At 66.6% G+C, this 13,247-nt stretch carries 13 protein-coding genes; all 13 read right to left on the bottom strand.

The window, feature by feature from the left end; translation table 11 throughout:
* Position 1 precedes the first annotated feature (1 nt).
* On the bottom strand, positions 2-649 hold the full coding sequence (locus tag GGR16_RS04020) for a CoA transferase subunit A (protein ID WP_019400949.1): 648 nt from the start codon (positions 647-649) through the stop codon (positions 2-4).
* Between the two features lie 13 nt (positions 650-662).
* The gene (locus tag GGR16_RS04015; protein WP_183315762.1) at positions 663-1,790 is read right to left on the bottom strand and encodes an AI-2E family transporter; all 1,128 of its coding nucleotides are present in this window, start codon (positions 1,788-1,790) and stop codon (positions 663-665) included.
* A gap of 30 nt (positions 1,791-1,820) precedes the next feature.
* Positions 1,821-2,627, bottom strand: a complete 807-nt coding sequence (gene fabI, locus GGR16_RS04010) for an enoyl-ACP reductase FabI (protein WP_183315761.1) — start codon at positions 2,625-2,627, stop codon at positions 1,821-1,823.
* Positions 2,628-2,643: 16 nt separating this feature from the next.
* Positions 2,644-4,989: a DUF3141 domain-containing protein gene (locus GGR16_RS04005; RefSeq protein ID WP_183315760.1), complete on the bottom strand. Its 2,346-nt coding sequence runs from the start codon at positions 4,987-4,989 to the stop codon at positions 2,644-2,646.
* A gap of 109 nt (positions 4,990-5,098) precedes the next feature.
* Positions 5,099-5,611, bottom strand: coding sequence for a hypothetical protein (locus GGR16_RS04000; protein ID WP_019400945.1), 513 nt, complete (start codon positions 5,609-5,611; stop codon positions 5,099-5,101).
* A 16-nt stretch (positions 5,612-5,627) separates the two neighbouring features.
* Entirely contained in the window at positions 5,628-6,836 is a 1,209-nt protein-coding gene (locus tag GGR16_RS03995; RefSeq protein ID WP_183315759.1) for an acetate/propionate family kinase, read from the bottom strand.
* A 3-nt stretch (positions 6,837-6,839) separates the two neighbouring features.
* Positions 6,840-7,817: a phosphate acetyltransferase gene (locus GGR16_RS03990; RefSeq protein ID WP_183315758.1), complete on the bottom strand. Its 978-nt coding sequence runs from the start codon at positions 7,815-7,817 to the stop codon at positions 6,840-6,842.
* Positions 7,818-8,152: 335 nt separating this feature from the next.
* Complete coding sequence (locus GGR16_RS03985) at positions 8,153-8,437, bottom strand: hypothetical protein (RefSeq protein ID WP_019400942.1); 285 nt, start codon at positions 8,435-8,437, stop codon at positions 8,153-8,155.
* Positions 8,438-8,457: 20 nt separating this feature from the next.
* Positions 8,458-9,267 (bottom strand): DUF2092 domain-containing protein, encoded by an 810-nt coding sequence (locus GGR16_RS03980; RefSeq protein ID WP_183315757.1) that lies wholly within the window; start codon positions 9,265-9,267, stop codon positions 8,458-8,460.
* Between the two features lie 78 nt (positions 9,268-9,345).
* Positions 9,346-10,506: an AraC family transcriptional regulator gene (locus GGR16_RS03975; protein WP_183315756.1), complete on the bottom strand. Its 1,161-nt coding sequence runs from the start codon at positions 10,504-10,506 to the stop codon at positions 9,346-9,348.
* A gap of 474 nt (positions 10,507-10,980) precedes the next feature.
* Positions 10,981-11,559 (bottom strand): GNAT family N-acetyltransferase, encoded by a 579-nt coding sequence (locus tag GGR16_RS03970; protein ID WP_245258846.1) that lies wholly within the window; start codon positions 11,557-11,559, stop codon positions 10,981-10,983.
* 159 nt (positions 11,560-11,718) lie between these two features.
* Positions 11,719-12,144, bottom strand: coding sequence for a hypothetical protein (locus tag GGR16_RS03965; protein ID WP_026014915.1), 426 nt, complete (start codon positions 12,142-12,144; stop codon positions 11,719-11,721).
* A gap of 35 nt (positions 12,145-12,179) precedes the next feature.
* The gene (locus tag GGR16_RS03960) at positions 12,180-12,776 is read right to left on the bottom strand and encodes a phasin family protein (protein ID WP_183315755.1); all 597 of its coding nucleotides are present in this window, start codon (positions 12,774-12,776) and stop codon (positions 12,180-12,182) included.
* Positions 12,777-13,247: the final 471 nt, after the last annotated feature.

The raw sequence follows: 13,247 nt of genomic DNA, 5'->3' as shown, positions 1-13,247 counted from the left end.
TTCACCCGTTGGCAACGAGGTAGTCGACGACCGGAGCCGGCGTCATGACATGGTCGGGCGCGACGACCCCGACCGGCACGATGTTTTCGGCCTGCACGACGACCGTGTCGGCGGCCATTGCCATGAGCGGATTGAAATTGCGCGCCGTCAGGACGTAGGCGAGATTGCCCAGGTAATCGGCGATGAAGGCGTGGACGAGCGCGAAATCGGCCCGGAGCGCCGGCTCCAGCAGGTAGTCACGGCCATCGACCGCAATCTTCTGCTTGCCTTCTTCGGCGATCGTGCCGATGCCCGTCGCGGTCAGGACGCCGCCGAGCCCGAAGCCGCCGGCCCGGATGCGCTCCGCGAGCGTGCCCTGCGGCACGAGGTCGACCGTGAGGCTGCCCGCCAGCATCTGCCGCTGCGTCTCCGGATTGAGCCCGATATGGCTGACGACGACCCGCCGAAGCAGGGCTGCATCGACGAGCTTGCCGATGCCGACACCCGGGGCCGCGGTATCGTTGGCGATGACCGTGAGGTCCTTCTTCTGCTGACGGACGATTTCGTCGATCAGCGGCTCCGGCGTTCCGACGCCCATGAAGCCGCCGACCATCAGCGTGGCGCCTGCGGGGATCATCGCGACGGCATCCTGCAGCGAGATCGTCTTCATGGCCCCTTCCCTTTCACGTGGGTTCCGGCATCCCGTGGACGGTGCGCCCCCAGTCCTGGAACAGGGTGTAGAGGACCGCGAGCAGCACGGGGCCGAGGAAGACCCCGACGATCCCGAAGGCCAGGAGGCCTCCGAGCACCCCGAGGAAGATCAGCACCATCGGCATCCGGATGCCGCGACTGATCAGGTAAGGGCGCAGGAGTTTGTCGAGGCTTCCGACGAAGAGGCCGTTCCAGGCCATCATGAAGATGGCCCATCCGGTGAGCCCCTGCGACATGAGCCAGAGGCCGGCCGGCAGCCACAGCAGGGCGATGCCCATCGGCAACAGGGTCAGAACCAGGCCGATGGCGCCGAGGACCACGGCCCCCGGAACGCCGGCAAGCCAGAAGCTGAAGCCGAGGAGGATCGCCTGGACCAGCGCGGTGCCGAGAACGCCGTTGACGACGCTCTTGATGGTTGCGCCGGCCGTCGGCAGGGCGCGCCGGGCGCGCCAGCCGCCGATGCGCGACATCGCCCAGTCGAGGCGCTTCTCCGCATAGGCCCCGTCCCGGTAGACGAAGAACGACAGGATGATCGCCAGGATGACCTGGACCGTGCCGGAGAGGAGCGAGGCGCCCTGGTGCAATGCCCATTCCCGCAGCGATGGAACATAGGGAGCGAGGATCGGCCTCAGCCCCGCGCCCTGCCGCAGCGCCTCCCGCCACACCCGCTCCGCCTCGGCCCCCACCAGCGGCAGCTGCCCCAGCCAGTCGGGCGGCGGCAGACCGCTCTCCAGGGCTGTCTGGATCGCGACCGTCAACCGCGCGACGTCATCGGCGAGGTTGAGCGTCAAGGCGATCAGCGGCAGCACCAGCAGTCCGGCGATGAGGAGCGTCATCAGCAATGCCGCCGTCCCCGGCCGCCCCCTGAGGCGCCTCTCCAACGAGCGGAACAGCGGCCACGTCGACACGCAGAGCGTGACGGCGAGAAAGATGGCGGTCAGGAAGGGCCTGAGGATGAGGAGGCAGCCGACGACGAGCAGCAAAAGGAGGACGAGACCGAGCGCCTTCTCGACATAGGACATGTCCTCCGTCGCCGGACGCCGCCGCCAGGTTCTGCTGACCGGGCTCGGATCGATATGGTCTGCGGTCCCCTCGGGCATGGCTCTCTCACCCGCACCTGCGACGACGGCTCAGGCCATGATGCTGAGTCCGCCGTCGACATAGGTGGTCGTACCCGTCAGCCGCCGTGCGAACGGTGTCGTCAGGAAGGCGGCGGTCAGGCCGACATCGTCGATGTCCACGAGTTCCCCGATCGGCGCCCGCTCGACCGCCTCGGACAAGAGGACGTCGAAGTCCTTGAGCCCGGAGGCCGCCCGCGTCTTGAGCGGCCCCGGCGAGATGGCGTGCACCCGGATATGCTTGTCTCCCAGCTCATAGGCGAGATAGCGAACGGCGCTCTCCAGCGCTGCCTTGACCGGACCCATGAGATTGTAGTTCGGCACGACCTTGCTGGCGCCGTGATAGCTCATCGCCAGCAGCGTCCCGCCCTCGCGCATGAGCGGTTCGGCGAGGCGCGCCATGCGGAGGAAGGAATGGCAGGACACATCCATGGCCACCCTGAAGCCCTCGGCCGAACTGTCCACGAGCCGCCCCTGCAGATCCTCCTTCGGAGCGAAGGCGATGGAATGGAGCGCGATGTCGAGGCTGCCCCACTTGTCCCGGATCTGGTCGAACACGGCTTCGAGCGCCCCCTCCCTCGCGACGTCGCAAGGGACGAGAATGCCGGCGCCGAGTTCCCTGGCGAGAGGCTCCACATGGGGAAGAGCCTTCTCGTTCAGATAGGTCACGGCGAGTTCCGCCCCGAGCTGGCGGAAGATGCGCGCGCAGCCGTAGGCGATCGAATGTTCGTTGGCGATGCCGATCACGAGGGCGCGCTTGCCCTGCAGGATCGTGGACTGGACGGCCGCTCGTGCCGTTGCGGACGGTCGCTCGTTCATGGTCTTTCCTCTCGCATCAGGCGCCGGCGGAGCGACCGGCCCGACCCTTGCCGCCGGAGGCAGCTGGCCGGTCCGGGTCCACGACGAGGGCGATTGCGGTCGCTCCGCCCTTCGCTTTCCTGGCCACATCGGCCGAGAGGGCGTTCCGAATCTCCCGCACCAGGGCCCGCTGTGCGGCATTGGCCTCGATCCGCCCCTCCAGACGGCCGATCAGCTCGAGCAGCTTGCCGCGGTCGGCGGACGTGCGCAGAAGCTTGGGCAGGGCGGAGAGCGCCTTCTCCGGCTCGTAATCGACGATGAGCGACTGCTCGCGGATGATGTCGCGCGCGATCTCGGCCGGCATGTCGAGCAGGCCGACATCCTTGCCGACGAGTTCGCGAGCCCGCTTCATCGCCGAGAGCCGCCTGCGCCCCGTTCCGGCCTTCATCACGAGAAGCGCGGTACGCACCATGGCGCGCGTCGGATCGCCCTCCTCGATCCGTGCGAGCGCCTCCTTGACCTGCGGGGCCTCCCGCATGGAAGCGGCTTCCTCGGTGCCCGCTGCTTCCGCCTTCGGCACGATGCCGAGGCCGAAGCTGGCCGTGCCGTAGAGGCGGAAGAACGCATGTTCCACCGCCGCGTCGCGCAAGTCGCGATAGAGGTCCCAGGAGGCGGACACGGTGGCCGCCAGGCAACGCTCCATGGCGACCATCGGCCCGTTCTCATCACGCTTCGCACGGTTCGCCTTTGCCATCGCCGCCATGCCCTCGATGGGGCCCATGAACGGATTGAGATCGGACAGGGCCCACCGCTGAACCCGTTGCGGATTGAAGGTCCTCGCAACCTTTGCTGCGGCCGGCGTGAATGCCGGCGCAACGACCGGTCGGACGAAGGTCTCGTAAGCGGAGGCAAGCGTCTCGGAGACGGTCTCGACCGCCTCGAACGGAATCTCGTCCTTGCGGCCGTATTTCTGCAGGATCTGCAGGTCCTCGACGCGGCGCTCGGTCAGCACGACGTCATAGCGCACGCCGTCCTTCGTCTTCTGCTCCTCGATCTGCATGCCGTAGAGGCCGGGCGGCAGATGCTCGAGATATTCGACGAGGTCGACGATCTGCGTGTGCTCCCGCTTTGCGACCTGGCCGGACACGAATATGCCGAGGTGCCCGACGCTCTTGTGCATCAGGCCGATGATCACCTGCCCGTTCGCCTTCAGCGCCTCCGTCGTCGGATAAAGATCCGCAACCCAGTTGAAGGCCTGCTGCGGCGGCGTGATGTTGTCGCCGAGCGATGCGAACAGGATGATGGGGGACTTGATCTCCCGCAGGTCGAACGCCCGCCCTTCCGACCACTCCGCCTCGCCGGCGGCGAGATTGTTGCCGATGAAGAGGTTCTCGACGATCCATTTGATCTCAGCTCTGTCCATCAGGAAGAAACCGCCCCACCAGCGCTCGAATTCGAGGAAGCGCTCGGGCTCGGTGTCGATCTTGGAGAAGAGCGTGTAGTACTTGTCGAAATACGTGTTCGCCGGATTGAGATACTCGAAATTCTCGACGAGATAGGCGCCGTCGAACGTGCCGGCACCGAGATCGCTGGCATAGAGCGCCGGCCAGACGCCGCCGAGGACGCCGCCGGCATAGCGCATCGGGTTCTCGCCGTCGTTGCCGGCCCAGTAGGACATCGGCGCCCCGTTGATGACGAGAGGGCCGACGAGGTCCGGCTCGATGGCGCCCACCAGCATCGAGGCCCAGCCGCCCTGGCAGTTGCCGACGACGACGGGTTTGCGTGTCTTCGGATGGCGCTCGCCCACGATCCGCAGGAACTCGGCCTCCGCCCGCGAGACGTCGGCGAGGATCTGCCCGGGAACAGGCTCCGGAAAGAAGATCACGAAATAGACCGGATGGCCGGCCTTCAGCGCCACGCCGACCTGGGAATCCTGCTTGAACCCGCCGATGCCCGGTCCATGGCCGGCCCGCGGATCGATGATGACGAAAGGGCGGCGGCTCGGATCGGTCTCGATCCCGGCCGGGGGACGGATCTGGACGAGGGCGTAATTCACCGGCCGCTCGAATGTGCGGGCGTCCGCGATCATATCCCAGTCGAAGGCGAGCAGCGGCGGCTTGCCCGCCTTCTCGTGCTCGATCCAGTTATTGCCGCGCCGGCGCAGCGTATCCCAGAACAAGGTGGAGCGCTGCGCGAAGTCGAGCCAGTAGCCGCTCGCGTCACGCCAAAGGTCGAGCGGCGTCGCCGCCGCCGGGCCGCCGCTGGACCATGGCTCGAAGGCGGTTTCCACGGATGCGAGGTAGCGCTGGAAGGCGCTCGATCCACGCGCCTGATAGATCTGGGCAATCTTCGATTGCACGGCGCCGAACGTGCCGAACGGCATCGGGGCGGCGTCGTCTTCGGTCCTGGTCGCTCGTTCGGCTTGTCGCACCACTGTTGGCATTTCCATCATCCGTCCATGGAGGTTTCAGGACAGCCCCCGGCCGCCGCCTTCACTGCTTGGCATCACCCCATTTCAGGAAGAAGCCGACGTCGCCCGGCAGTCCGCCCGGCCATTCGATGATCATCGCGCTCAGCTTGAAGCCCGCCGGCCGGAGATGGTCGCGCCACAGCTCGTAGGCCTGACGCGGGCGCCCGGTGAGGGTCTCGGGCCAATCCGGCTCCGAGTTGTTGATGGCGCGCCCCTTGTCGGTGCAAAGCACATTCGGGAAGCGCATGACCATCAGTTCGGTCTGGCCGCGTTCCGCCGCCGAGCGCAGCTTGAACTTCAGCGGCTGCATGATTTCCTTCATCTTCTGCGGCGTGAGGTCGAGCGGCTCGGACAGGCGCTGCAACAGTTCCTCACGCGCCTTGTCCGCACGGTCCATGCCCTTCAGCGCCCGCGCCGCATGGGCCATCTGCATCTCGACCATGTATTCGCGCAGGTCGGCTGCCGACATGAACGTTTCATCGCCGAGTTCGTGGTCAACCACACCTTCTTCCGGAATAGACTTCGCCTGCTCCATGACTCCTACTCCTCGTTCAGGACGCCAGCCGGGCCCGAGCAGTTCTCAGGACGCTCGACGTCTGCCGGGCGATGACGAGTTCCTCGTTGGTAGGGATGACCCATGCCCCAGGCCCCGCTCCGCTCGAGATCAGAGGCCCGCCGGCCTTGTTCGCCGCATCGTCGAGCGTCATGCCCGTCCATGCGAGACGGGCGCTCACCTCCGCGCGGGTCGCGGCGTCGTTCTCGCCAATGCCCGCCGTGAAGACGAGCCCGTCGAGCCCGCCGAGGGCCGCGACGAGCGACCCGACCTCGCGGGTAATGCGGTAGACGAACAGGTTGATGGCGCGCCGCGCATCGGGGTTCTCGGCCGCCTGCTCCCGCAGCACGCGCATGTCGTTGGAGAGGCCGGACACGCCGAGCAGGCCGGAGTGGGAATAGAGCATGCGCTCGGCCGCATCGGGCGTCAGCTTCATCTCGCGCAGCATGAAGAACACGGCGCCCGGATCCATCGCGCCGCAGCGCGTGCCCATGGGCAGGCCGTCGAGCGCGGACAGGCCCATGGTCGTCGCGATGCTGACACCTGCGCGAAGGGCACAGAGGCTTGCGCCGTTGCCGAGATGGGCAACGACGACCCTGCCTGCCGCCAGGCGGGGATCGTATTCCTTGAGGACGGAGGCGATGTAGTCGTAGGAGAGGCCATGGAAGCCATAGCGCCGGACACCGCGGTCGCGTACCTCCCGCGGCAGGGCAAACAGCGTGGCAAGATCCGGTTGCGTGCGGTGGAACGCCGTATCGAAGCAGGCGACCTGCGGCAGCGACGGCAGGCGGCGGCGCACGATGCGGATCGGCGCGAGATTGTGCGGCTGGTGCAGGGGCGCGAGCGGTGACAGGCTCTCGAGCGTCCGGATAACCTCGTCGTCGACGAGCACCGGACCGGTGAAGGCCTCGCCCCCGTGGACGACACGGTGGCCGATCGCCGCCAGCTGCCGTCCCCCCTGATGCTCCCGCAGCCACGAGACGAGGTGCATCAAGGCCTCCTCATGGCCGAAGCCGGCCTCCGGCGCCCATGCGTTTTCGCCAAGCGTCACACCGCCGGCGTCGCGGGCGATGAAGCGCGCAGCGCCGCCCAGTCCGTCGAAGGCCCCTTTGCAGGTGAGACGCGGCTCGGCGTCGCCCTCGCGTTCGAACAGCTGGAACTTGAGGCTGGACGAGCCGGCGTTGAGGACGACGAGGACCGGGATCATCGCTCAGACCTCGGGAAGGGCGAGCTTCGTGCGCTGGGCGTCGGCGACGAGCGAGGCCACGGCGCAGGATGCGAGGCGCGTGATCGTCGAGTCGGCGCGGCTCGTCAGGATGATGGGAACGCGGGCGCCGAGGACGATGCCCGCCGCGTCCGCATCGGCCAGGAAGGTGAGGCTCTTGGCGAGCATGTTGCCCGCCTCGAGATCCGGCACGACGAGGACGTTGGCCTGCCCCGCCACCGGGGACCGGATCTTCTTGATCTTCGCCGCGCCGAAATCGACCGCATTGTCGAGGGCAAGCGGCCCGTCGAGAATGCCTCCGGTTATCTGCCCGCGGTCCGCCATCTTGCACAGGGCCGCGGCCTCGATGGTCGACGGCACCTTGGGATTGACGGTCTCCATGGCGGAGAGGATCGCCACGCGAATGCCCTCGAACCTCAGCGCATGGGCGAGGTCGATGGCATTCTGGACGATGTCGACCTTGTCCTCCAAGGTCGGAGCGATGTTGACGGCGGCATCCGTGATGATCAGCGCCGTCTCGTGCCCCGGAACGTCCATGACGAAACAATGGCTGATGCGGCGAGCGGTCCGCAGGCCGCCATCGCGACGAACCACCGCGGCCATGAGCTCATCCGTGTGGAGGCTGCCTTTCATCAGGGCCTCGGCCTCGCCGGAACGCACGAGGGCGACAGCGGTCTCCGCCGCGGCCTGGCTGTCAGGCGCCTCGACGACATGAAAATCGTCCAGGTCCCTGCCGAGCTCCTTCGCCGCCGATCGCATCCTGCTTTCCGGCCCGACGAGGACAGGCGCGACTAGCCCCATCCCGGCGGCTTCGAAGACCGCGCTCAGCGAAGCCCCGTCGCAAGGATGGGCCACCGCAACCCTGAGCCTCGGAAGGGATCTGGCAACGGCGACGAGCCGCTCGTACTTCTCGTGCTTGCGCCCGGCTTGCAGGGACGCCGTCGTTGGAGCCGCATCCGTCATGACTGCCTCTACGCGATACTCGATGGAGGTCGACGACCGGCCGGGCCGGCTCGACGGACGGGGCCCGAAACAGCTCCGGGCTGCTCGCCGCGCTGTCCCCTGGGCTTCTGGCCACGGCGGCAGCGCGAGTATGGCCGCTTCCTCCCTCCCTGCTTGACCCGTTGGGCCAGGGCGTTGACAGTTTGGGACTGGCCCGCCGGAAACCATGCAACCGACCGGGGATCCTTCGTGCCGACCTGACGCTCACGGCGGGAGCAACGTTCACCAGCGGCACGCGGAACCATTTCCCGAATGGCCGATTGCGGTGGTGACGTGTACGGGCTTGCGCCCAGGCCCTACGGACAGCGATAGACGATCTGGCCGTAAGCGTTCACGACCTGCTGGCAGCCCGGCGCGCCGGAATAGTAGTAGGTGCCTGCGGCAGCAGCGCCGGCAGCCGCGCCATAGGCGACGCTACGGCGTGTCGTCCGGCGGGCGACGCCGGCATAGCTCATAGGCGTTGCCGGCCGCCCCACCCGTGCCTCGGCCTGTGCAATCAGGGTGTTCGTCACGACAGGGGCCTTGCCGCTCCACACCAGCACCGCGCCACCCACGAGAAGCAGCCAGCCGGGATGTGCCATCAGCCGCAGAATGTGCGTTCTCATTTGTCGCCTCCCGGTGTCACGCCCGCCGGCACGTCGTCGATATCGTCGAGCATGGTGACCTCGACGCCGGTACTTCCCGGCGGTGGCTTGAACACGAAGGCATCCGCCGCAGGCGCTGCCCCGGTCTGCCAGTCCTTCAGCCGCAGCGTATACTGCGGCGCGGCGCCGACCGCCTTGCTGGTGATGACATATTTGCGCGGCACGGGCCGGTCGCCCGCCTCGATCCAGATCTGCCAGTCGGTATCGAGGTTGCGGAAGGCAAGGTGCTCGCATTCGGTACCGTCGATGACGCCGCGGCCGACGTGCATGGCCTCAAGCACCCCGGCCATCAGCTCGTCATAGGGCTTCGACAGAAGGAGGTCTGCGCCCGGGACCTCGACGCCCGCCTCGTTCCGGAGTTTCTCGACGACTTCATCAAAAGAACGGGCACCGGCGAGTTCTGCATAGCGGTTGCCGCCCCGGTCATGAACGGTGACCCGCGCCCCATCGGAGATCAGCTCGACATCGGCATAACCGCCGGTGCGGCTTACCCGGAACTTGTCCGGGCGGCTCATGACGAATTCTCCGGACGCACTGAACTGGATTTTCTGGATGGCCGGCGTCACCACCTCGACATCGGCATCGTATTTGACCGAAAGGTTATCCTGGCGACTGACGAAATCGGTCATCGTCTTCAGGATGCTGCGAGCGGCATCCTCGTCCGCCGCGGCCTGCCAGGGCGCACCCGTGACGGCCATGCACACGAACAGCCCCAGCGCAGTTTTCGTCATCGCGGGGTTGAGGCCCGGAAACGTCCTTCGTTCCATCGTGCGACCTCCCTGGCACGCCGGCGACAAGGCCGGACGGGACCCCAGCCTCCCGATGCGGGAGCTGAGGCAGAGGCATCACTGTAGACGGGCCCCGCTCGCCGGCTTGACCAGAGGGGACAGACGATTGTCAGTTTGGGCCACCGCCGCACCTTCGCGGCGCCTCTCGGCCCGCCAGGCGGTCGGCGTCAGGCTAGACCAGCGCCGGAACGCGCGGGTGAAGGCACTGGCCTCCGAGTAGCCGAGCGCGGCTGCGATCTGCGCAAGCGGCACGTCGGTGTCCTCCAGCAGCTGGCGCGCAATCTCGAAGCGGATCTCGTTCGCGAGGCCCCGATATCCGACACCGCAGCCCCTCAGGTGGCGGCTCAGGGTGCGCCGGTGCATGGCGAGCGAGCGGGCGATGTCGGCAGCGGAACACCGGCTCTCCGTCAGCCGCGTCCGCAGCAGTCGCCGGATGTCGTCCGCGAAGATGGACTGTTTGTCCCCCTTCATCTGTCGGAGCATTTCCTCCAGAACGGCCCTTATCAGAGGGTCCGCACCAATGACCTGCCGATCGAGATCCGCGGCGGGAAAAACGATGGACGCCGTCTCCTCGTTGAACCTGACCGGGGCCCGGAAATGGCGCCGGTAGGGCTCGTCATCCGCCGGGCGGGCACGCGGCAGCAGCACTTCCGACGGGTTCCACTCCGGTCCGCAAATCGCGCGCACGGCGTTGACGGTCACGGCGATCGAGCCGTCGGATATCTGGTCGGCACTCTCCACGTTGGGCAGGTAGACGGAACAGCTGAACACTGCCCGATCGCCGTAGACCGCCAGCGACGGCACAGCCCCGCGGTTCTGGATGCTCAGGTTCGAGACAAGGGCCCACAAGGCTTCGCCCAACGTCTGCGAGTGCTGCATCAGGCGCCCGACGATCCCCAACGACTGGATCGTCGCCCGCGAGCCGACCAGGAGCCCAAGGTGCGGACAGCCGCTTTGCGTCACGCCGAGGGTGAGGAGGCGGCCCAGAGCGGTGAACGGGATCACGTTCGAGCCGTCGTCGAACAGACACAGATCCAGCCCGGCCTCGCGAATGAGCGGTCCGGGATCGACCCCAAGGTCCCGCAGAGCCGGCACGATCTCCTTGGCAACGCCGAGATGGATAAAGCCGGGCGGAAGGGTGCGCCGGCTCAGTTCGATCGCCCGCGACGGCGGCTCAGGGCCGTCCGTGGACGCGGGCCACGGGTTTTGCTTCGTCATGGCACCCTGCAGAAATCGCACCGATCATAAAGAGATAGTAATGAAACTCGATAAAACAGCCAATACATTGATGCAACTCAAGCAACCATAGGATGCAGCAAGATGATATGCGCTCGCAAACGCAAAATTGGCAGAAAAATGGCGAATTATTTATAGATTCGATGCGTTCCAGCAGAACTTTCCGTCCCGCTGGAAACGACCTGCGAGTTCGCCGGCTGAGAGTGAGTGCTTTCGAGTGTAGAAGGCCGCGTTGGGACGCACGACGCCGCTCATGGCGAGACAGAGCTTGGCGCGCCGCCGGCAAGGAGGTGCCCGGCGGCTCCCTCTGCTGCAGGAATGCCCCGGTGGCTTGCGTCAAGTCATCTTGCGCCAAGTGATGAAGGCGGCGGCCCAGGGACTGGAGCCCGCTTGTCGCCTTGCAATGCGCCGCTGGCACCGTTGCCGAGCTGGCCGACGTTCGTCAGGCACTTGCCCCTATCGTAGCTGCAGCGTCACGTGGCACGTGCCGGGCTCGTAGCTTGCCTTCATTCCGAGGCCGCTCTCCTTGCACAGCTTCATCATGGCGCGGTTCTCCGGCAGGATGTCCGCGACCAGTTCCCGTATTCCGGCACGCTGCGCCAGGACCGCGAGATGATGCAGGAGGAGCCCGCCTATCCCCCGCCCCTGATGAGCATCGTCGACGGCAATGGCGACCTCGGCGCGGCCGGGCCGCACCACGATGTATCGACCGCCGCCGACAATGAGCGGCTGTCCGTCTTCCTCCAGCACGGCGACCAGGGCGACATGGCCTGTAAAGTCGATGTCCACGTAGAATTCGATCTCTCGCTCGGTGAGGCAGCGCTTGAAGGCGAAGAAGCGCTGATACAGGGAGCGTTCGCTCATCCGATCGACCGCGGCGAGCATGCCGGCCCGATCGTCCTCCGCAAGGGCCCGGATCTCGACCGCAGATCCGTCGGGAAGAATTTCGATCTCCGAATGGTCGCTCGGCAGGAATGCCATCGTGGCCTCCTCGGGTTTGGGAAGGATGCCGGAGCATCGGCCGCACAGGCGCACCGTCCGCTCGAAGTCCGGCTGCGCCCGTCGACGATGGGCCGACCGGCTATGCGGTTTGCGGCCGGCCTTCGGCGCATCAGCCCCTCGCGCGAGCCAGAGGACACTCCGCCCCCGCTACGCTCGTCCCACCCTGTGGCGGGGGTGGGTGCTCCGGACCTGTCAGGGGCAGCGGAAATAGGCGCTGCCGATCGTATCCTCGGGATTGAGGAAACGCTTCAGCGAGCCATCCGGGAATGTCGCCATGAGCACGCGCATCTCCTGCCCCGCGACGGCATTGACGCAGTCGAGCGCAAACTCCTGGCGATCACCCGACGGCCGTACGGACCTGATCTGGCAGGCCGCTCCAGGTGTCGTGAGGCGGTCGCCGGAAATCACGAAGGCGGGCGCGAACAGGTCAGTCGGCTGCCTGAACGACATCCCCTTCGCTGAAGATACGTAGACCTCCGCGCAGTCGAGCCCCTTCGCCAGCCACGCCCCCTGATACGCGGCGAGCCTCTCCTCAGCGCCGGCCCTGGCCGGCGCTGAGGCGGTCGCGATGAAGCTCAGGGCAAGTGCGGCGATCCCCATGGCACCAGCAGTTCTCATCGGAGCCTCCTCCCGCGTTCATGGCGACGTCGCCATCACGGCGTTGCGTCCACCGGCTCGCGCCATGCGCCCGACCCCCACACGTCATTTGCGGATCGCAGCATCTGTTCCGTCCGGGCCTGGGCGGCCGGAATCTCGCCGGCGAAGGCCTGCGCGATCCGGGCGAAGCGTCGGCTGGTTTCGATGCTCTGTTCGAGGTGCGCGAACAGGCGGGAGCGCTGCATGTCGAGGTGCTCGCTTGTCGATCGGCAACGGCCGAACGCGTTCAACTCGTCGAGATTGCGTCGCAGAAGGACCTTGCTGAGGCGGAGCCATTCGCGGCCAACCTCCTCGAAGGCATCGGCAAGAGCCACATTGGCCTGTGTCAGATTTTGCAGTGCGTCTGCGACCTGCGAGGCCAGCCGCTGCGTCTCCGGATCACTGAGGCCCGCGCCGCGAAGGGCCTGGTCCGCGCATCGCCGGATCAATGCGGACACCGCGCTGCCGCAGCTCTCCACGGAATGCTGGGCAGTCCTGGCGACAACATCAAGGCCATTGAGATTGGCCTGCATCGCGGCGACCATGCTGTCGGCTGCACCTTGAACGCTCCTTCCGTTCCGGCTGGCCAGCCTCGGATCCTCGATCATAGTCATTGTCGGCTTCCTCCCTCGGGATCGCCAGCCCCGCCCTGCCATCTCGTCCGCCCGACGTCACTCGCAAAACGGCTTCCTTCCACGGCAGGAAGGCTACCGCTGAGCAGAACCGATGGTGATTGGAGGACTATGGAGTTCGAGCGTCGCCTGCTTGATCGAACGGGACATGTTCTTGACCGTTTGAGCCAGCTTCGTCCCGATCAAGAGCAGTTCGATGTGCACGCCCTATCGCCGAGGCCAGATACATGGGTGAGAAGCTTGCGCGCTCCTGAACATCACGCTTGCAGAGGGGCGGGCCATATATTGCCGTGGCCGCGGCGGTCACAGAACGGCCGGGTCGCGCTCGCCCCTCTGACGCAGGTGAAATCAGCCAATCGAACAGGCCCGGGCGGATATCGCTTTGCTGACAGCCGGCCCTGATCTGGTCTTCCGTCGGGTCTCCGGTCAGCTGTCCGCCGACGACATTGGCCA

This window comes from Chelatococcus caeni, assembly GCF_014196925.1.
GTDB classification, from domain to species: domain Bacteria; phylum Pseudomonadota; class Alphaproteobacteria; order Rhizobiales; family Beijerinckiaceae; genus Chelatococcus_A; species Chelatococcus_A caeni.
Note: the sequence above shows the minus strand (reverse complement) of the source record. Positions and strands in the feature narration are given on the sequence as shown.

What these genes read in the sequence shown, in the direction of transcription:
- GGR16_RS04020 (WP_019400949.1), bottom strand. Translation starts at nt 649, where the DNA reads ATGAAGACGATCTCGCTGCAGGATGCCGTCGCGATGATCCCCGCAGGC.
- GGR16_RS04015 (WP_183315762.1), bottom strand. Translation starts at nt 1,790, where the DNA reads ATGCCCGAGGGGACCGCAGACCATATCGATCCGAGCCCGGTCAGCAGA.
- fabI (WP_183315761.1), bottom strand. Translation starts at nt 2,627, where the DNA reads ATGAACGAGCGACCGTCCGCAACGGCACGAGCGGCCGTCCAGTCCACG.
- GGR16_RS04005 (WP_183315760.1), bottom strand. Translation starts at nt 4,989, where the DNA reads ATGCCGTTCGGCACGTTCGGCGCCGTGCAATCGAAGATTGCCCAGATC.
- GGR16_RS04000 (WP_019400945.1), bottom strand. Translation starts at nt 5,611, where the DNA reads ATGGAGCAGGCGAAGTCTATTCCGGAAGAAGGTGTGGTTGACCACGAA.
- GGR16_RS03995 (WP_183315759.1), bottom strand. Translation starts at nt 6,836, where the DNA reads ATGATCCCGGTCCTCGTCGTCCTCAACGCCGGCTCGTCCAGCCTCAAG.
- GGR16_RS03990 (WP_183315758.1), bottom strand. Translation starts at nt 7,817, where the DNA reads ATGACGGATGCGGCTCCAACGACGGCGTCCCTGCAAGCCGGGCGCAAG.
- GGR16_RS03985 (WP_019400942.1), bottom strand. Translation starts at nt 8,437, where the DNA reads ATGGCACATCCCGGCTGGCTGCTTCTCGTGGGTGGCGCGGTGCTGGTG.
- GGR16_RS03980 (WP_183315757.1), bottom strand. Translation starts at nt 9,267, where the DNA reads ATGGAACGAAGGACGTTTCCGGGCCTCAACCCCGCGATGACGAAAACT.
- GGR16_RS03975 (WP_183315756.1), bottom strand. Translation starts at nt 10,506, where the DNA reads ATGACGAAGCAAAACCCGTGGCCCGCGTCCACGGACGGCCCTGAGCCG.
- GGR16_RS03965 (WP_026014915.1), bottom strand. Translation starts at nt 12,144, where the DNA reads ATGAGAACTGCTGGTGCCATGGGGATCGCCGCACTTGCCCTGAGCTTC.
- GGR16_RS03960 (WP_183315755.1), bottom strand. Translation starts at nt 12,776, where the DNA reads ATGACTATGATCGAGGATCCGAGGCTGGCCAGCCGGAACGGAAGGAGC.